The organism is Halorubrum yunnanense, from assembly GCF_026586675.1.
GTDB classification, from domain to species: Archaea; Halobacteriota; Halobacteria; order Halobacteriales; family Haloferacaceae; genus Halorubrum; species Halorubrum yunnanense.
The window spans coordinates 15,265-32,974 of the sequence record NZ_JAODIX010000006.1 but is presented as its reverse complement, the minus strand read 5'-3'; the positions used below and the strand labels follow the sequence as shown (position 1 = coordinate 32,974).

The following is a 17,710-nucleotide window of genomic DNA, read 5'->3' as shown; positions in this document are numbered from 1 at the left end:
GCCTCCCCAGCCTCGTCACCGGCGCTACGCGCCGGTTGCAAGCGAGAGCTTCGCTCTCGCCCTGTCGGTGGTCCTCCGCGTCGCTCCGGACCACCGACTCCAGCGAGGGACCGGAGGTCCCTCTGGCAGTCGGGCTTCGCCCGACGACCTCGCGCGTGCTCCTCGCGCCCGATGGGCGCTCAGAGGCACGCGCCACCGCACTTACAATGCCAATCCATCCCGCGCTCGCCCCTACTCGAACTCGGGGTCGCGCTTCTCTAAGAACGCCCGCATCCCCTCCTGCTGGTCGTGCGTGCCGAACAGCCCGGACCACGCCCGGCGCTCTAAGGCGAGCCCGCCGCGCTGGGTCCCGTCGTGGACCGCGTTGAGCGCCTCCTTGGCGGCGCGCATCGCGAACGCCGGCTTCGCGGCCAGCTCCCCGGCCAGCTCGTCGATCCGGTCGTCGAAGTCGTCGTCTGCAACCACCTCGCCGACGACGCCGACCTCGGCGGCCTCGGTCGCGTCGATCCGCTCGCCGAGGAAGACGAGCCGCTTGGCCGTCTCGTCGCCGACGAGCCGCGAGAGGCGCTGGGTGCCGCCCCACCCCGGAACGATCCCGAGGTCGATCTCGGTCTGGCCGACGACGGCGCTCTCGCCGGCTACCCGGAGGTCGCACGCCAGCGCCAGCTCGCACCCCCCGCCGAAGGCGTAGCCGTCGATGGCCGCGACCGTCGGCGCCGGGAACGACTCGATCGCGTCGGCGACGCGGTGGCCGAGCTCGGCGTACGCCTGCGCCGCCGGCGTCGACAGCTCGACCATGTAGGAGATGTCAGCGCCCGCGACGAACGCCTCGTCGCCCGCGCCGGCCAGCACGAGCGCGCGGGCGCCGTCCGCCTCGGCCTCCGCTAACGCCGCCTCGATCGCTTCGAGCGTGTCGACGGTGAGCGCGTTGAGCCGGTCGGGGCGGTCGATTGTGAGCGTCGCGACGCCGCTCTCCGTATCGACATCGAGCGTGATGGTGTCCCAGGTCATACCGGCCCCTCGGCGGCCGGGGTGAAAGTCGTTCGGCAGGCGGAAGCCGCGTGACGGCGTCAGATCTGTTCGCGGCTGTCGATCTCGCTGTAGATGAACCACGCGGTGGTGTACGCGCCGAGGAACAGCAGGTAGCCGACCACGAGCCCGACGAGCTGGCGGGAGCCGAGCCCGTCCGGCAGCGTCCGCGAGAGGATCCCGAGCGCCACGGCGAACACGACCAGCGAGAACAGGCCCGAGAGGGCGTAGACGCCCAGGTCGGCGGTGAGACGTTCGCGCACGCCCCCATCAACGGGATCCGTTTATTAACGCCCATCGATCCCGGCGAGGGGGCGGAATCGCCCCGAGTTCGATCGCGGGGACGCGACCGACCGCCCCGACGCCCGGTTGCGCGGATTGCAACCCATATATGCCCCCGGCCATAGGTGAGAGTATGAACGGGAACCGGTTCGGTCGACTCTTCCAGCTGACGACGTACGGCGAGAGCCACGGCGACGCGATGGGCGTGACGGTCTCGGGCGTGCCCGCCGGCGTCGAGCTCGACGAGGAAGCGATCCAGGCGCAGCTCGACCGGCGCAAGCCGGGGCAGTCGATGATCACCACCTCGCGGGGCGAGCCGGACGAGGTCGTCGTCAACTCCGGGGTCCAGGACGGCTACACCACCGGGACGCCGATCGGCATGGTGATCCAGAACAAGGACGCGCGCTCGGGGAAGTACGAGCCGTTCGTCACCGCGCCGCGCCCCTCCCACGGCGACTACACCTACTCCGCGAAGTTCGGCACGCGCAACTGGGGCGGCGGCGGGCGCTCCTCCGCGCGCGAGACGGTGAACTGGGTCGCGGCCGGCGCCGTCGCCGAGCAGGTGCTCGACGCCTCCGACCACGACGTGGAGATCAAAGCGCACGTCAACCGCATCGGCGACGTCGAGGCCGACGAGGTGAGCTTCGACCAGCTCCTCGAACACAGCGAGGAGAACGACGTGCGCTGTGCCGACCCCGAGGCCGCCGCCGAGATGCAGGAGCTGATCGAGGAGTACCAAGAGCGAGGTGACTCCATCGGCGGCTCCATCTACTTCGAGTGCCGCGGCGTCCCCCGCGGGCTCGGCGCGCCCCGCTTCGACAGCTTCCCGGCGCGGCTCGGCCAGGCGATGTTCTCCATCCCGGCGACGACCGGCGTCGAGTACGGACTCGGTAAGGACACGACGGACGTCGCCGGCAGCGAGCGCAACGAGGACTGGACGTTCGACGACGGGGAGTCGTTCGACCACGTCGAGAGCGAGGAGGGCGACCCGGTCCCCGTCGGCAACGACCACGGCGGGCTTCAGGGTGGGATCACCACCGGCGAGCCGATCTACGGCGAGGCGACGTGGCACGCCCCCACGTCGATCCCGAAGAAGCAGCGCTCCGCCGACTGGGAGACGGACGAGGAGAAGGACGTGCAGGTCGTCGGCCGCCACGACCCCGTCCTCCCGCCGCGGGCCGTCCCCGTCGTCGAGGCGATGCTGTACTGCACCGTCCTCGACTTCATGCTGCTCGCCGGCCGGATCAACCCCGACCGCGTCGACGGCAACCCCGGACAGTACGACACCGACTACCACCCGAGCAGTCCGGATAACGAGTAGGGGACTGCTGCTCACAGCGGAGCGGCGAGCGACGCCGCGCGGATTTGACCGCTCCCTCGTCGCGCTATCGTTCCTCGTTCAGCAGCTCGATACCCCGCTCGATCACCGCCTCCGTGACGAACAGACTCGTCTCCCGTTGAAGCGCTCGCATGCGGGCAGCCGCCTCGTCGGCGTCCAGGCGTCCACGTCCGTGAGCGAGCGCGATGACGCCGATCGATCCGTGAACCTCGATGCCGCCGTCCGACGCGAACCTGCGAGCCGCGAGATCATCGGTTAACAGGACGATATCACGCTCTGCCGCGACTGCTATCGCCGCGCTCTCACCGGCGTCTAATTCCTCCTTCGCGCTCGCTTCGCCGTCGACGTCGACGAGTTCGTACGAGACATCGGCCAGCCCGCTCGGAACGCCGCCCGCCTCGATCTCGGCGTACACCGTTTCCGGAACGAGGAGGGTGTCGAACGCGGAGAGGAGTTCGAGTGAGTCGATCTCGGCGAGGTGAATGAGTGGGCCGGAATCCGAAACGGCCGCGAGTGTCACGCGTTCAATCCCCAGTCGGTGTCTTCCTCTACGATCTGCTGCTCCCGTTCCGCGCGTTCGACTTTCGCTCGCCCGACCTGCTCGATCGCTTCCTCGCGATCGATCCCCCCATCGAGGTATCGCTTCAGGACGACATCCTCCCACAGGGTTTCGAGACCGCGTTCAAGCGCGCGTTCGAACACTTCGGACTCCGGAAGATCGTTCTCCTCCGCGATCTCTCGGACTCGATCCGATATCTCTGCGGCCATGGTGATGAGTTGCTTGGCAACGTTCTTAAATGCATGTCCGCACGGGGGAAGCACGCTATCCCTAGCGGATCGCCGACTTACTCCCCCGGCGACCACTCGCAGGCGTTCCCCGCGGTGAGGTCGTTCTCGTCGACGTGGGCGGAGAGGCACGCGTAGTTGCAGAAGTAGACGGGCGAGCCGCAGCCGTCGTCGCAGTCGCGCACGCAGACCGGGTCGTGATCGAAGATCCGCGAGCCGCAGTACGCGCACGTCTCGTCGGCGTCCGGCGTGGAAACGGTCGTGGACATGGTCGGATCACGCGGGTCGCGGCTCGAAAAGCTGTCGCGGGTCCGCGCGACTCACGCCACGACGACGGCGTCGACGACGACCAGGAGGACGAACCCGAGGAGGAACGCCGCGGTCGCGGCGTCGGCGTGCCCGTGGCCGTGCGAGGAGGGGATCAGCTCCCGGAAGACGACCGCGAGCATCGCGCCCGCGGCGAACCCGGAGGCGACGGGGAACAGCCCGGCCGCGACCGAGACGAGCAGGAAGCCGAAGACGGACGCGGCGACCTGCGGGACGACCCCCGAAAGCGTGGTGTACCAAATCACCCGTAGGTTCGACATCCCGGTGTCCACCATCGGCACCGCGAACGCGAACCCGTCCGGCACGTTCTGGAGGCCGATCACGACCGCGAGAACCAGCGCGATCTCCTCTAACCCCGAGGCGAAGGCGACACCGATCGCCAGCCCCTCTGGGGCGTTGTGGAGGGTGATCGCGGTGCCGATGAGCAGCGCTTTTCGGAGCGTCACCGCTCGCTCCGCGGCCGCGTCGGCGGACTCGGTGGAGTCCGCGGACTCTGCGGTGCCGGCGCCCCCGACCGGGTCGGCGAACTCCGAGAGCTCCCGGTCCCGTCCCTCGCTCCCGTCGGCGACCGGTATCGCCGCGGCGTCGCCGCCGGTCGCGCCGCCCTCGGGGAGCCACTCGCGGTACTGCGCGTGGAGGTGGGGGACGGCGTAGTTGCCGGCGAGCAGGCCGAGACCGCCGAGGAGGAGCCCGGCCATCACCGCCGTGAGCGTCCCCTCTTCCATGCCGGGGATGATCAGGCCGAAGACGCTGGCCGCGACCATCAGCCCGGCCGCGAGCCCCAGCGCGGCGTCGTAGACGCGGTGCGTGACGCGACCGCGGAGCAACACCGGGAGCGCCCCGAGACCCGTCGCGAGCCCCGTCACGCCGCTGACGGTCACGACGGTCGAGAGCGTCGTCATGGAACGCGGTTTCCCCCACCGATACATAAATGCGCCCGCCGACGGCGTCACTCGCGTCGGCGACGTCCCGGGCCGCGCTCGAACACCGCCCGGAGGTCGCGGCCGTAGGCGGCGACGGCGACGGCGAGGGTCGCGACCGCGCCCGTCGGGAGCACGGTGAGCAGCCCCGACGTGGTTCCGACCCCGAACCGCGTCGCGAGCCCGACGGAGACCCACAGGCTCGCGGTCGCCGCGAGCACGAGGAGCCCGCCGGTGACGCGGCGGTCCTCGCGGCCAAGCGCCGCGCCCGCGACGGCGCTGGTCGCCGCAAGGAGGTGGAAGCCGACTGCGAGCGGCCACGCCCGGATCGACGCCGGGAGCGCCGAGAACGGCCGCGACTGGTCGAGGAAGTAGTCCCAAACCGGGTATCCGCCGGCGCCGAGACCGGGCCCAGACGTGCTCAGGAACCCCCACAGACTCACGATCGTGACGTCGCCGTCGGCGGGAATGACGGCCATCGGGACTGCGAGGAGCCCGAGGGCCAGGAGCCACCCGAACCGCCCGACCGAACCGCGCGTGCTCATGGTCGCGTCAGCGTCGGATCGCCCCGCGTTGGCGTCGGATCGCCCCGCGTTGGCGTCGGATCGCCCCGCGTTGACGTCGGATCGCCCCGCGTTGACGTCGGATCGCCCCGCGTCGGACTCCCGCGATGGCCCCGTCGACATATCGACCTCTCCGGGTCGCGGCGGTAAGAATCGCCCGGGACGGGCCCGCCGTGTCCCCGCGACGCACTCGGCGGCGGCTGGACGCGCAACGCTCTTTGTGTCGGGGGGCGCTTGCCTCGGTATGCGAGTCACCGTCGTCGGCAGCGGATACGTCGGAACGACCCTCGCGGCCTGCCTCGCGGACGCGGGCCACGACGTCACCGCGATCGACATCGACCGGGACGTCGTCGACGCGCTGAACGACGGCCGCGCGGCGATCCACGAACCGGGCCTCGACGACCTCTTGGCCGAGCACGTCGACGACCGCCTCCGCGCGACGACCGAGTACGACAGCGTCCCCGACGCCGACGTGACGTTCCTCGCGATCGGCACTCCCTCCCGCGAGGACGGGAGCATCGACCTCGGGCCGCTCACGGCCGCCGCCGAGATGACCGGCGAGGCGCTGGCGGGCGGGGGGAGCGGTTCGGGAGCGACCCCCGACGACCGCCACCCCGTCGTCGTCAAGAGCACGATCACGCCGCCGGGCGTCGGCGAGATCGGGGAGGCGCTCCGCGCGGGCGCCGGCGACGCGGCGGATCGCGTCGAGCTCGCGACCAACCCGGAGTTCCTCCGCGAGGGCTCGGCCGTCGACGACTTCCAACGCCCGGACAAGCTCGTGTTCGGAACCGACTCCGAGTGGGCGACGGAGCGGCTGGAGATCCTCTACGAGCCGCTCGTCGCCGCGACCGACGGCGACGTCTCGGTCATCCGCACCGACCCCGAAACCGCCGTGATGATCAAGTACGCCAACAACGCCTTCCTCGCGTCGAAGATCTCGCTGGCGAACGACTTGGGGAACATCTGCAAGCAGTTCGGGATCGACGCTTACGAGGTGATGGACGCGGTCGGACTCGACGACCGGATCGGGGCGAAATTCCTGCGCTCGGGGGTCGGCTGGGGCGGGAGTTGTCTCACCGGAGATCAGCGAGTGCTGGCGAAGGACGATGAGGGGACGCGGTTCCTGACGTTCGAGGCGTTTTTCGACCGATACGTGGACGAGGATGCGGCGCTCGTCGACGACGTCGCCGTGCTCAGCTATGACGACAACGGGAACAGCACGTTCAAATCAGTGCTCGGTGCGACCCGCCGTGAGTACGACGGCGAACTGCGTCGCATCCAGACCAAGATGAGCAAGGAGGTGACGGTCACTGACGACCACCCGATGCTCGTCGTCGAAGACGGTGACCTCGCCGTTCGAGAAGCGGGATCGCTTACAGAAACGGATCGGCTTCCCGTACAAACTGAGGTCACCGTCGATCCGGTCGGGCACTTCGATCTGATCGATCTCGTCGTCGACGATCCGGACTTTCCGACTGACGAGGTGTATCTTAAACCCGACATCGACCTCTCTGACCGGAAAGATCACCTGCGGAACGTACTCGACGGCTACAACCGGCGGCATAGCTACGACCGCGTGCACGAATTCGCTCGGAACAACTACCTCTCACTCGACGTCTTCCTCGAATTCGAGGACGAACTCGAGATCAGTCGAACAGACGTGTCGTTGTACACGACGAGAGGCGGCGGCCAGACCTACGTCCCGGCGATCGTTTCCGCTGATGAAGCCTTCTGGCGGTTCATCGGCTACTATCTCAGCGAGGGACACGTCAACGATGACGAGTCCGGACACGGGTCGACGACGCGGCGACGCGTTGCCTTGAGCTTCCACCCGACGGACGAACCGGAATACGTCTCAGACGTGGAGTCGTACTTTGAGTCACTGGGGATCCGGCACACAACGCGGCAGCAGGAGACCGCGATGCAGATTGAAGTGTCGAGCCGAATCTTCGCACGGTTCCTCGAGTCTCTGGGTTGCGGAACGGGGTCGTACACCGCAGCGCTCCCCGACGCCGTCTACCAAGAGCCGGAGTCGCACCGGAAAGCCGTACTGTCTGGACTGTTCCGCGGTGACGGCCATATTGAGTATCCGAGTCACTCGAACGCGGTCGTGTACGACTACGGCTCAGTGAGCGAAGATCTGATCGCGGGAATGCAGCTGCTGTTGCACAGCATCGGTGTCATCCCCAGCTACAAGACCTCGACGTCCGAGAAATCCACCAAGCCGGCGCACTTCCTCAGAGTGAGTTCCAGCGAGCAGATCGACCAGCTCAAAGAGCTGTTCTTGGACGCCGACACCGCGAAGATCGACCGCCGACTCGACAGCTACGCGAGGCAAGTCGCCCCCACGGGGCACACCGACGGCGGGACGCACACGACGGTTCGCGTTCGAGACATTGAGACGCTCGATCCGGACGAGTCGGTACCCGTCTACTCTCTCGAAGTTGCCGATGACCACACGTTCGTCACGACCGATGGGCTCGCGGTGCACAACTGCTTCCCCAAAGATGTCGACGCCATCCGCGCCGCGGCCCGCGAGGCCGGCTACGAGCCCGCCCTCCTCGACGCCGCGGTCGCGGTGAACGACGGCCAGCCGGAGCGCATGCTGGAGCTCCTCGACGCCCACGTCGACGTCGCGGACGAGCGCGTCGCCGTACTCGGCCTCGCTTTTAAACCCGGCACCGACGACGTCCGGAACTCCCGGGCCATCCCGATCATCGAGGGGCTGCAGGCGCGCGGCGCCGACGTCGTGGGGTACGACCCCGTCGCGACCGACAACATGCACGAGCGCTTCGCCGACGTCGCGTACGCCGAGTCCGCGGCCGCCGCGCTCGACGGGGCGAGCGCCGCGCTCGTCGTCACCGACTGGGACGAGTTCGCGGCGCTCGACGACGCGTTCGACGCCATGGCCGAGCCCGTCGTGATCGACGGCCGGCGGATCATCGAGCGGCGCGACGGGCTGACGTACGAAGGACTGACTTGGTAGGGCCGTCTCCGGCCCCGTCCCGATCGCCGGTACGCCGATCTCGGACACGCCGCCGCTCCCGCACACTTCGCCACTCCTGCCCACGCCGCCGGCGACGCGTCGAGAGACGTACAGTCCAATTTATATATCAGGGGTGAAATATGCGCCCATGGCGGCCCTCCACGCCCTCCGTCCGGCAGTCGGCGGCATCGCTCGCAACCCGGTCCTCCTGCTCGTTACGGCGCTGTACGGGCTCGCGCAGGCTCCGAGCTTCTTCGTGCCCCCGACGCAGCCGATCCTGTCGGCGATCGTCTCGCTCGCCACGTTCGGTGTCGTCGTCCTCGCGCTCCCCTTCGTCCAGGGCGGGCTGCTCGGGATGGCGAGCGAGGCGGTCGCGGGCCGGACCCGGCTCGGCACGCTCGTCGCCGAGGGGACGGACAACTACCTGGCGCTGCTGCTCGCGTACTTCGTCCTGCTCGCGATCAACCTCGCCTTCGGGTTCGTCGCGTTCGTGGGCGGCCTGGTCGTCGTCGTCGGCGGCGCCGCGTCCATGCCCACGGGCGCGCCCGGGGCCGGTATCGATCCGACGCTGCTCGGTCTCCTCGCGGTCGTGGGGGGCGGGCTGCTCCTCGCGTACCTCCTCGTCACCTTCTTGGTCCAGTTCTACGCCCACGCCATCGTCCTCGACGACGCGGAGCTGGTCGACGGGTTCCGTCGCAGCGTCGGCCTCGTCCGGTCGAACCTCCTGAGCGTCCTCGGCTACACGCTGATCCTCCTGGTCGGCAGCGTCGTCTTCGGGACGCTGGCCGCGGTCGCGTCGATACTCTTGGCCCCCCGGCCGGCGGGGGCGGCCGCGACGCCGTTCGCCGACCTCGCGTCGGTCGAGCCGACCCTCCCCGTCCTCGTCGTCGCCGGGGTCGCGTACCTCCTCTTAACGAGCGCGTTCGCCGCGTTCTACGCGACCTACTCGGTCGCGTTCTACGAGTCGACTCGGCCGGAAGCCGGCCCCGGTTAACAGCCGCGACCGCCACCCCTAATCCGCCGTAGGCCCTCGAATTGGTATGAACACGCAGGACGGCGGTCACCACGACGCCGCGGTCGACGCGCTCGCGGCTCGCGAGTACGAGACGGCCGGGAACCGATACACCCGCGGCGGGCGGCGAGTGCTCGCCGACCCCCGCCGGGACTTGGACCCCTTCGCGGCGGACGAGAAGGGCTGGATCGGCCAGGGGCTCCAACAGCTCCTCGCGGCGACCGTCGCCTATCGGGTCGCCGATATCGACGCCCGCGCCACCCAGCGCGCGGTCGAGGGAATCGCCGCGACGCGCGACTTCCAGCGTGTCCTCGACGCGCCCGGACAGGGCGCTTGCCTCGCGGAGTTCGTCGCCGACTTCCGGGTCGCCGGCGGGCTCGACGGCGCCGAGGCGGCGTACGACGACGCCGCGGAGCGGTACGCGGCCGCCGGCGACGCGATCGACTCGCCGCAGGCGCTCGCGACGACCCCGCTGTTCGGCGCCGCGGCCGCGACGATCAAGCAGGTCGCCCGCGGGCAGGCGAACGGCGAGATCGCGATCGAGTGGGAGGACCTCCACGGGTCGGACCCGTCGCGCCCGGGCGACTTCCTCGCGCACCGCGCCCGGTTTAAGAAACAGCGGTTCGCAGGGCTCCTCGAGAAGGCGGTCGCGGACGGCCACCTCGCGGCGCCGCGGGGGACGACCGAGTACGGCAACGAGACGCACCGGTGTCCGAACTGCGGGTCGAACGACGTCAACTGGGCGGGCACCGACGTCCTCTGTATGCGCTGTTCGACGCCGACCGAAACCCGCTGATTCGGGGTCGACGCCGACCGCCGGCGACTCCGGCTGCCCCTGATTCCGACCGCCGACGACGCCGACCGCGCTACTCAGCGAGGAGGCTCTCGCCGTCAAACTGGGCGTCGGCGTCGACGTCCAGCAGGTCGAGGATCGTCGGGGTCACGTCGAAAAGGTTCGAGCCCGCGACGTCGATAGCGGGGTCGGTGGTGTACAGAAGCGAGTTCTCGAACTTGTGCATCCCGTTGCGCGGGCCCTCGGTGAAGACGGCCTCCTTCCCGCCGAAGCCGGACTTCAGGTCGAAGCCGTCGGCCGGGATGACGACGAGGTCCGGCGCGATCTCGTCGTGGGCGCCGTCGAAGGCGTCCTCGCCGTCCACGATCCGCTTGCACACCTGCCGGCCGTCGGGGCCGGTGAGCGACTCGAGGTCGCTCCTGAGCTCGTCGCGGACCGCCTCGTACTCCGACTCGGGGACGACTCCCTCGGGCTCGCGGCCCTCCAGGTTGAGGTAGAAGCGCCCGGGGATGAGCGAGTACGCCCGCGTCTCGTCGTCGATGTTCTCGAGCGAGTCGGGGTCGTCGGCCTCGTAGGAGAGCCACCCCTCGTCGGCGAGGAACTGATTGCAGTTCGCCTCCCACTCCAGCTCGGTGAAGCCGTGGTCGGAGGCGACGATCAGCGTCGTATCGTCGTCGAGCGAGTCGCGGATCTCGCCGATGTACCCGTCGAGCGTGCGGTAGAACTCGAGGAACTCCTCGGCGTACTCCCCGTCGTTCGCGTAGTCGCCGAACAGGAAGTGGTTGACGCGGTCGGTGCTCATGAAGACGCCGAAAAAGAGGCCCCAGTCGTCCTCGGCGAGGTAGTGCGTGAACACGTCGTAGCGGGCGTCGAGGGTGGCGTGGGCGTTCTCGACGAAGTCGCTCTTGTCGTCGTCGTGGCCCAGCTTCGCGTTCACGTCGATGCGGTAGTCGCGGTCGCGGAGCACGCCTTCGACCGCGTCGTCGCTCGCGGCCGCGTCGAGGCCGGGCGAGAGGAAGCCGGAGACCTGTCGCTGGATCCGCGTCGACGGCGGGAAGGTGACGGGGACGTTGAGGACGGTCGCGTCTCGCCCCGCGTCGGTGACGCGGTCCCACAGCCGCGTCGCCTTCACGTGTTTCCCCATCGGGACGTACGTCTCGTAGGAGTCGACCTCGCGGTCTTGGAAGCCGTAGACCCCCGTCTCGCCGGGGTTGACGCCGGTGGTGAGGCTCGGCCAGCACGCGCTCGACTCGGGCGGCACGATGCTCTCCAAGCGTCCGGCCGACCCGGTCTCGGCGATGTCGGTGAGGGTCTCGAAGACCTCGGGGTGGTCTTGGACGAGGTCGTACGGTACGCCGTCGATGCCGAGGAAGACGACGCGCTCGTCGTCGTCGCCGCGCAGCCGGTCGAACAGTCCCATAAGCGGAACGTCCGGTGCCGCCGACATATCCCTTGCGTTCTGGCGAGTGACGCCGCTATCCGTGGGTCCTGGCAAACCGCACCGATTCAGAAGGCCTATTCCCATCGGCGGAAACATATCCGGCGTATGACCGACGACTTCCCAGCGAGCGTCGACGTCGACTACGCCGACGGCGAGGGCGAGGATCCGGCGGACTACCCGTCGCTGCAACACAAACTCGAGAAGGCGATCGAGGTCACCCGCCAGGGCCTCGAACAGTACGACAACCCCGCGGTGATGTGGACGGGCGGCAAAGACTCCACGCTGACGCTGTACTTCATCAACCAGGTGGCCGAGGAGTACGGCTACGAGAAGCCGACCGCCGTCTTCATCGACCACTTCCAGCACTTCGACGACATCACTGACTTCGTCGAGCACTGGGCCGACGAGTGGGATATCGACCTCGTGTACGCCCGCAACGACGACGTCGGCGCGTACGTCGAGGAACACGGCCTGGAGCCGGGCGACGACATCCCGGTCGCGGAGCTGGGCGAGCAGAACCAGCACCACATCCGCGACATCCTCGAGTTCGAGGAGGACACCTTCCCGTTCCTGCTCGACACCTACGTCGGGAACCACCTGCTGAAGACGGTCGCGCTCAACAACGCCCTCGAGGCCCACGACATCGACGGCGTCATTTCGGGGGTCCGTTGGGACGAGCAGGAGGCGCGCGCCGACGAGACGTTCTTCTCGCCGCGCCACGACCCCGACCTGTTCCCGCCGCACGACCGCATCCAGCCCATCCTGCAGTTCGCCGAGGCCGACGTGTGGGAAGCGTTCTGGAACTACGTCGTCCCGGACACCGTCGACGCCTTCCCCGACGACGGCTACGTCCCGCAGAGCGACGACGACCTGCCCGAGGGCGTCGAGCAGGAAGACGTCCCCATCTCGCCGAAGTACTTCGCCGGGTTCCGCTCGCTCGGCAGCGAGGTCTCGACCGACAAGACGACCGAGGAGCCCGCGTGGTTACAGGACCTCGAGGGCACGACCGAGCGCGCCGGCCGCGCCCAGGACAAGGAGGACCTGATGGAGCGGCTGCGCGACCTCGGCTACATGTAAGGCGGGCCTCGGACCTCTCTTCCGAGTCGGTTTCGCAGTCCGTTTCGATTCCCTGTCCGGTCTTAGCCCCAGTCTCGGCTTTAGCCTCCGCGTCAGTCGTCGGACGGCTCGCCGACCGACACGGTGAAGCCGACGTCGCGGAGCCGGTCCGCGAGCGGGCGTCCGATCCCCGACGCCGGCGTCAACACGCCGCCGTCGAGCGGCGAGTCAACGTCGCCGGTCGCCAGACACGTCGCCGCCTCGCCGAGCATCCGCGCGGTGGCCCCGTACCCGGGGTCCCGGTCGGCGCCGAACTCGACCTCGACGGTAAACGGGCCGTCCGCAGCCATCCCCCGCCCGAGCACGCGAATCAGGAAGTGCCCGGCTTCGGTCTCCGCTCTCGTCGGTCCCTCACCAGGGTCCGGGAAGACGTACTCGCGGAGCGCCGAGCGCAGCGGTCCGACGGACATGGCGGCCGTGAACGCGCCGAGCCCGCCGGCAACGAGGCCGGCGGTGACCGCTCCGGTGAGCCCGTCTCCGGTCGGCACGACCTCCGTGCATCGGAACTCGCGTCCCCACGGGTACTCGAGGAGCGCGTTGCTCCGTCGCACCACCCGTTCGTTCACCGCCGCCATCGGCGAGGGCGCCGTCCACGCCGAGCGCAGGGAGTCCTTCCGCGGGCGTCGCTGCTCGCCGGGGTCGACGCCGCTCCGCTCGCCGGGCGGCGCCAGCGAGTAGGGGTTCTGGAGAGTCTGCCGGGCCAGCGGGTCGGCGTCGGCCGCGTCGAACAGCTCGCCGAAGCTCGCGAGGGTGCCGCCGCTGACGCTCCCGCTCCCGTCTTCGAGGTAGATCCGGACCGTCTGACAGGGCGCGTCGAACGTCTCCGCCGCGAACGACTGGGCGAGGAGCGTTCCGAGGTCCGCGGGCACGGAGTCAAACCCGCAGCTGTGGACGATCCGCGCGTCGGCGTCGACCGCCGCCTCGTGGTACCGGTCGACGATCTCGCGCACCCAGTTTACCTCGCCGGTGAGATCGCAGTAGTCCGTGCCGGCCTCGACGCAGGCCTCGACCAGCGGGGTCCCGTACGTCGTGTACGGGCCGACGGTCGTGCAGACGACCCGGGTGTCCCGAGCGATAGCGCGCAGGCTCTCGGGATCGGTCGCGTCCCCCACGACGACGGGTACGTCGTCCCACGCGTCGCTGCGGGCGGTAAGGTCGCTGACGACGTCGTCGAGTCGCTCCGGGCTCCGCCCGCCGGCGGCCAGCGAGAGCTCGTCCGGGGCGTACCGTTCGGTCAGGTACTCCGCCACGAAGCGTCCGGCGACGCCCGTCGCGCCCCACACCACGATATCGTGTGTCCGGTCGGCGTCGGTCATTCAGGTGCCGCTACGGGGGCGACGCGGTAAACCGGTGGGGTCCAGCGGAGCCCCCGTCGGTCGGTGGATCCACTCCTCCCCGCTGGGCGGGAGCCACGCCTCTTCGGGAGCGTCCTCGGAGTACGGCTCACACACCAACTCAACGCCCTCCTCGAAGCCGATTTCGGGCTCCCAGCCGGTCGCCCCGTGGAACGTCGAGTAGTCGGCCATCGTGTCGTGGACGTAGCCGTCGAAGTGGCACTCGATGTACTCGGGGTCGATGTCGGTGCCGAGCGCGTTGTTCACCGACATGACCCACTTGATGAGACTCCACCACCGATCGTAGAAACATTCACCGAGTTTCAGCGAATTTGGTCACGCAGTTGGAGGACCATAGATATGCAGAGCAGATCACCCCGGGTGAACGAGACCTTCGCCAAAGCGTTATGACGCTTCACGGAGAAGTACAGCTATGAGCGTGACCATTCCCGTGGTTTCGACGCCGAACGTGCTCGGTGGGAAGCCGCGAGTGGAGGGGACACGCGTCGGCGTCTACCACATGGGATCGCTGGTCCGCGAGCACGGTTGGTCGACGGCGGCCGTGGCCGAGGAGTTCGGTCTGACGGCCGACGAGATTGACGCCGCTCTCGAATACTACGAATCGAACCCCGACGAGATGGAAACGATCGCCGAAGAAGCGGTAGCGACTCGTGACCGGCTGGCCGACGTGAGTCGCGCGCCGCAGTGATGCGGCTGCTCTGCGACCAGAACGTCGCACGCCGCTATATCGACGCTTGCATTCAAGCGCCCGATATTCAGGCAGTTACCGTTCGTGACGCGCTCGATCCGCGTGCGACCGATCCCGACATCGCGGCGTACGCTCGCAAAAACGGGTACGTCGTGTTGACCGCGGACGATGACTTCTTCGAACTCTCAAATCGATGTGGCTGTCTGTACTTCCATCAGCTCGATCAGCCGCCTGTCGGTGACGTATTAACTGCGATCCGCCGGATCGACGAGGCGTACGCCGACCGAACGGAGATCGTTGAGGTCGTCCCGGACGGGTGGATTTGATCTACTTGTACGGCTCACATACCAGTTCGACGCCCTCCTCGAAGCTAACCTCTGGCTCCCAGCCGGTCGCCTCGTGGAACGTCGAGTAGTCGGCCATCGTGTCGTGGACGTAGCCGTCGAAGGGACACTCGATGTACACGGGGTCGACGTCGGTGCCGAGCGCGTCGTTGATCATCGCGACCATCTCGTTGAACGTGTACGCCTCCTCGGTGCCGACGTTGTAGACGCCGGTGATCTCGTGGTCGGCGGCGAGCTCGCAGGCGCGGGCGACGTCGGAGACGTGGGTGAAGTCGCGGGTCTGGGTGCCGTCGCCGAACAGCTCGGGCGCCTCGCCGCTGGCAATTTTGTCCGCGAACTGCGCGACCGTGTTCGCGTACTCGCCTTTGTGTTCCTCGTTGCCGCCGAAGCCCTGGTAGACGGAAAAGAAGCGCAGGCCCGCCATGTTCATCTCGTGGTGGTTGGCGTAGTACTCGGCGTAGCGCTCGCGGGCGAGCTTCGAGGCCTCGTAGGCGGTGTGCGCTTCGACGTCCATGTCGACGGGGGAGGGTTCGGTGCGGCTGCCGTAGATCGAGGAGGTAGAGGCGTAGACGACGGTCTCACAGCCCTCTTGGCGGGCGCGCTCGACGGCGTTGACGAACCCCTCGACGTTGACGCGGCAGCCGCGCTGGGGGTCGGTCTCGTGCATGTTCCGCGAGGAGAGCGCGGCGAGGTGAAAGAGCACGTCGACGTCGGCGGGGAAGTCGTCGTCGAGGACGGACGCCTCGACGAACTCGACGTCGTCGTCGAGGTTCTCGGGCGTGCCGAGGTAGGTGTCGTCGACGGCGATCACGTCGTTGTCGGCCGCGAGGCGGTTCGCGAGGTTTGAGCCGATGAAGCCCGCGCCGCCCGTGACGAGGACGCGTTTGTTCTGCATGGGGATGTGTCGTCAGGGCGGGAGGATTATGGCTTCGGTTCGCCGTCGCCGATAGATCCTCTCGACTGAAGGTCATCAGCTGTTACTTCCCGGAAGAGGGCGTGTTCGGCACGAGTCGGGTGACGATGCCGTCGAAATCGTCGTCGAAACTCAACACGGAGTCGATCTCGTGGTGTTCGACGTGGGCCACACTCATCGCGTCGGTGAAGCTCAGCCGGTGTTCGGCATATTCCTCCTGTATCGTCACCGCACGGTCAAAAAGTGACGCGGACGAGTGGAGGAGCTCGATAGCCGACGGGTATCCCTCACCTCGGATTCGCCGGCCGATCTCGAGCCTGGCGTCAACGTCACCCGTTCGTCGCTGGGTCAGCGTTACCGTCTCGTCGTAGATATAATCGCTCGTCATTACGTGGCCGTACTCGGGCGATTTGAGAACGGTGTTCAGTGCTGCCGTCGCGGTCCCGTGTCGGCTGGCATCGGTGTCATGGTGCGCGTAAAACACTCCGGTATCGACGAAGATGCTCATCCGTACAGCACGTCGTCGATGTCCTCTTCGTCCGTCTCCACGCCGGACGCGATCGTCCCCTCATTGAACTGCTGAATCTCTGTCTCGCTCAAACTCGTCTTCCCGTCGCGAAACGAGTCGACGAATTCTGTCCGGGAATCGACGGCCGATTCGATCAGCTGCGTGAGAATCGCCTGTTGTGTGACTTTCTTCCCGGTCTTCAGCCGAATTTCTGCCTGAAGCTCTTCTAGTTTCGATTTCGCCTCCTCGTCCATTTTCACGGCCGTCGACATACACGATGGTTTCTCCTCTAACGTAGTTAACTTTTCCACTGATCCGAGCGTTGACCTCGTCAAACGTATTCACTCACCATCCGATCCTGTTGTCAGTTCCTCTTGCAGTTCGGACGCTGCCCGCTCGAACTGGCCGGCGAGATACGGCGTTCCCGACTCCACCCGTTCTTCAAGGAAGTCGACAGCGTCTGTGGCTCCGTCGGCCTGATGGTCTGCGGCCGCGGCGCAGTCAACGTATCCGTCGAGCGCTCGCGTGAACGCCTGTGAGAAGTTGTCGTACGCGCCGTCGACGCGCTCCATGTTGTCGTCGAGCGACTCGGCGAGTGCCCGGTAGACCGCGGCGGCCGACGCGTTCCGACCCTGCTCGCGGTACTCGGTCGCGAGGTCGAACCACTCCGAAAAGTCGATCGGCTCGAAGACGACGTAGTACTCCGGGTTCGTCTCCTCGAACCGCCGGTCGATGGCGGCGCGTAGCTCGTCGACAGAGCGCGTCGAGGATTCGCCGAACCGGGCGAAAAACTGCTCGCGGAGGGCGGCGTCGGTCGCCAGCGTGTCGCGCAGGAACGCTCGTAGATCGTCCGCGTCGGCGGCGTTGAGTGCGGCGTCGAGCCGGTCGCCTTCGTCCGCCGGGACCTCGTCGAGACACTGAAGCAGCACGGCGACGACGTGCTTGCACGCTCCCGGTCCGTCGTACGGACAATCGCACCACGGGTCGAACCCGTCGGCCGCGAGGTCGACGTGAACGTCGTACTGGCGACTGCCGCTCACGACAGCGCTTACGATGCTGTCGACGCGGTGGATCTCGCGGATACGGTTCTCGGAGAGGTAGCTCTCGCCGCGCTCGAAGACCGCGTTCGTGCAGATGTCTTGGACCCCGTCCTCTGTCACGTCCATGGATGGACGAAGCCTTTCGTCGGTACTCCGAAAAATCTGCGCTTGGATCGGCAGCAGCCACCACGGTCAGTGTCGTCTTTGTTACGTCCTCTTCGGCGACTGGCTGTTTTCTCTGCACTACACTGGCGTTAGTCTCGACTGC

Annotated in this window: 20 protein-coding genes and 1 pseudogene; 7 read left to right on the top strand and 14 right to left on the bottom strand. The window is 67.8% G+C overall.

Annotation, left to right across the window (positions count from 1 at the left end):
* Positions 1-231 precede the first annotated feature (231 nt).
* Complete coding sequence (locus N5096_RS01520; RefSeq protein ID WP_267662577.1) at positions 232-1,011, bottom strand: enoyl-CoA hydratase/isomerase family protein; 780 nt, start codon at positions 1,009-1,011, stop codon at positions 232-234.
* Between the two features lie 59 nt (positions 1,012-1,070).
* Positions 1,071-1,292: a hypothetical protein gene (locus tag N5096_RS01515; protein ID WP_267662576.1), complete on the bottom strand. Its 222-nt coding sequence runs from the start codon at positions 1,290-1,292 to the stop codon at positions 1,071-1,073.
* 152 nt (positions 1,293-1,444) lie between these two features.
* On the opposite strand from N5096_RS01515, the gene aroC reads away from it, so the two are divergent.
* Complete coding sequence (aroC, locus tag N5096_RS01510) at positions 1,445-2,632, top strand: chorismate synthase (RefSeq protein ID WP_267662575.1); 1,188 nt, start codon at positions 1,445-1,447, stop codon at positions 2,630-2,632.
* A 64-nt stretch (positions 2,633-2,696) separates the two neighbouring features.
* On the opposite strand, the gene N5096_RS01505 is transcribed toward aroC, so the two are convergent.
* The 5 genes from N5096_RS01505 to N5096_RS01485 all read right to left on the bottom strand — a co-directional run bounded on the left by N5096_RS01505 (position 2,697) and on the right by N5096_RS01485 (position 5,369).
* The gene (locus N5096_RS01505) at positions 2,697-3,170 is read right to left on the bottom strand and encodes a PIN domain-containing protein (protein WP_267662574.1); all 474 of its coding nucleotides are present in this window, start codon (positions 3,168-3,170) and stop codon (positions 2,697-2,699) included.
* Positions 3,167-3,418: a hypothetical protein gene (locus N5096_RS01500; protein ID WP_267662573.1), complete on the bottom strand. Its 252-nt coding sequence runs from the start codon at positions 3,416-3,418 to the stop codon at positions 3,167-3,169. Before N5096_RS01500 ends, N5096_RS01505 begins: the two co-directional genes overlap by 4 nt.
* Before the next feature lie 77 nt (positions 3,419-3,495).
* Entirely contained in the window at positions 3,496-3,705 is a 210-nt protein-coding gene (locus N5096_RS01495) for a hypothetical protein (protein ID WP_267662572.1), read from the bottom strand.
* Between the two features lie 51 nt (positions 3,706-3,756).
* Positions 3,757-4,665, bottom strand: a complete 909-nt coding sequence (locus tag N5096_RS01490; RefSeq protein ID WP_267662571.1) for a ZIP family metal transporter — start codon at positions 4,663-4,665, stop codon at positions 3,757-3,759.
* A gap of 47 nt (positions 4,666-4,712) precedes the next feature.
* Positions 4,713-5,369: a TIGR04206 family protein gene (locus tag N5096_RS01485; RefSeq protein WP_465261738.1), complete on the bottom strand. Its 657-nt coding sequence runs from the start codon at positions 5,367-5,369 to the stop codon at positions 4,713-4,715.
* Positions 5,370-5,490: 121 nt separating this feature from the next.
* Between N5096_RS01485 and N5096_RS01480 the strand changes: the two genes are divergently transcribed.
* The 3 genes from N5096_RS01480 to N5096_RS01465 all read left to right on the top strand — a co-directional run bounded on the left by N5096_RS01480 (position 5,491) and on the right by N5096_RS01465 (position 10,040).
* Positions 5,491-8,232 carry a nucleotide sugar dehydrogenase gene (locus tag N5096_RS01480; protein WP_465261737.1) on the top strand — a complete coding sequence of 914 codons (2,742 nt, stop codon included), beginning with the start codon at positions 5,491-5,493 and terminating at the stop codon, positions 8,230-8,232.
* A gap of 148 nt (positions 8,233-8,380) precedes the next feature.
* Positions 8,381-9,226, top strand: a complete 846-nt coding sequence (locus N5096_RS01470; RefSeq protein ID WP_267662570.1) for a DUF7847 domain-containing protein — start codon at positions 8,381-8,383, stop codon at positions 9,224-9,226.
* A 46-nt stretch (positions 9,227-9,272) separates the two neighbouring features.
* Positions 9,273-10,040 carry a hypothetical protein gene (locus N5096_RS01465; protein WP_267662569.1) on the top strand — a complete coding sequence of 256 codons (768 nt, stop codon included), beginning with the start codon at positions 9,273-9,275 and terminating at the stop codon, positions 10,038-10,040.
* Positions 10,041-10,110: 70 nt separating this feature from the next.
* Here N5096_RS01465 and N5096_RS01460 read toward each other — a convergent pair whose 3' ends face one another.
* Positions 10,111-11,457, bottom strand: coding sequence for an alkaline phosphatase family protein (locus N5096_RS01460; RefSeq protein WP_267662568.1), 1,347 nt, complete (start codon positions 11,455-11,457; stop codon positions 10,111-10,113).
* Positions 11,458-11,583: 126 nt separating this feature from the next.
* On the opposite strand from N5096_RS01460, the gene N5096_RS01455 reads away from it, so the two are divergent.
* Positions 11,584-12,555 carry a phosphoadenosine phosphosulfate reductase family protein gene (locus N5096_RS01455; RefSeq protein WP_267662567.1) on the top strand — a complete coding sequence of 324 codons (972 nt, stop codon included), beginning with the start codon at positions 11,584-11,586 and terminating at the stop codon, positions 12,553-12,555.
* Between the two features lie 92 nt (positions 12,556-12,647).
* On the opposite strand, the gene N5096_RS01450 is transcribed toward N5096_RS01455, so the two are convergent.
* A complete protein-coding gene (locus N5096_RS01450; RefSeq protein WP_267662566.1) occupies positions 12,648-13,910 on the bottom strand; it encodes a saccharopine dehydrogenase family protein in 1,263 nt (420 codons plus the stop codon).
* A 120-nt stretch (positions 13,911-14,030) separates the two neighbouring features.
* A pseudogene (locus N5096_RS01445) lies at positions 14,031-14,195 on the bottom strand (NAD-dependent epimerase/dehydratase family protein); the annotation flags it as partial.
* Positions 14,196-14,361: 166 nt separating this feature from the next.
* Between N5096_RS01445 and N5096_RS01440 the strand changes: the two are divergent.
* Complete coding sequence (locus N5096_RS01440) at positions 14,362-14,637, top strand: DUF433 domain-containing protein (protein ID WP_267662565.1); 276 nt, start codon at positions 14,362-14,364, stop codon at positions 14,635-14,637.
* A complete protein-coding gene (locus N5096_RS01435) occupies positions 14,637-14,963 on the top strand; it encodes a DUF5615 family PIN-like protein (RefSeq protein ID WP_267662564.1) in 327 nt (108 codons plus the stop codon). Before N5096_RS01440 ends, N5096_RS01435 begins: the two co-directional genes overlap by 1 nt.
* 1 nt (position 14,964) lies before the next feature.
* Here N5096_RS01435 and N5096_RS01430 read toward each other — a convergent pair whose 3' ends face one another.
* The 4 genes from N5096_RS01430 to N5096_RS01415 all read right to left on the bottom strand — a co-directional run bounded on the left by N5096_RS01430 (position 14,965) and on the right by N5096_RS01415 (position 17,568).
* A complete protein-coding gene (locus tag N5096_RS01430) occupies positions 14,965-15,876 on the bottom strand; it encodes an NAD-dependent epimerase/dehydratase family protein (RefSeq protein WP_267662563.1) in 912 nt (303 codons plus the stop codon).
* An 82-nt stretch (positions 15,877-15,958) separates the two neighbouring features.
* Positions 15,959-16,402, bottom strand: coding sequence for a type II toxin-antitoxin system VapC family toxin (locus N5096_RS01425; protein WP_267662562.1), 444 nt, complete (start codon positions 16,400-16,402; stop codon positions 15,959-15,961).
* The gene (locus tag N5096_RS01420; protein WP_267662561.1) at positions 16,399-16,674 is read right to left on the bottom strand and encodes a hypothetical protein; all 276 of its coding nucleotides are present in this window, start codon (positions 16,672-16,674) and stop codon (positions 16,399-16,401) included. The genes N5096_RS01425 and N5096_RS01420 overlap by 4 nt, the downstream gene beginning before the upstream one ends.
* 69 nt (positions 16,675-16,743) lie before the next feature.
* Positions 16,744-17,568: an SWIM zinc finger family protein gene (locus N5096_RS01415; RefSeq protein ID WP_267662560.1), complete on the bottom strand. Its 825-nt coding sequence runs from the start codon at positions 17,566-17,568 to the stop codon at positions 16,744-16,746.
* Positions 17,569-17,710: the final 142 nt, after the last annotated feature.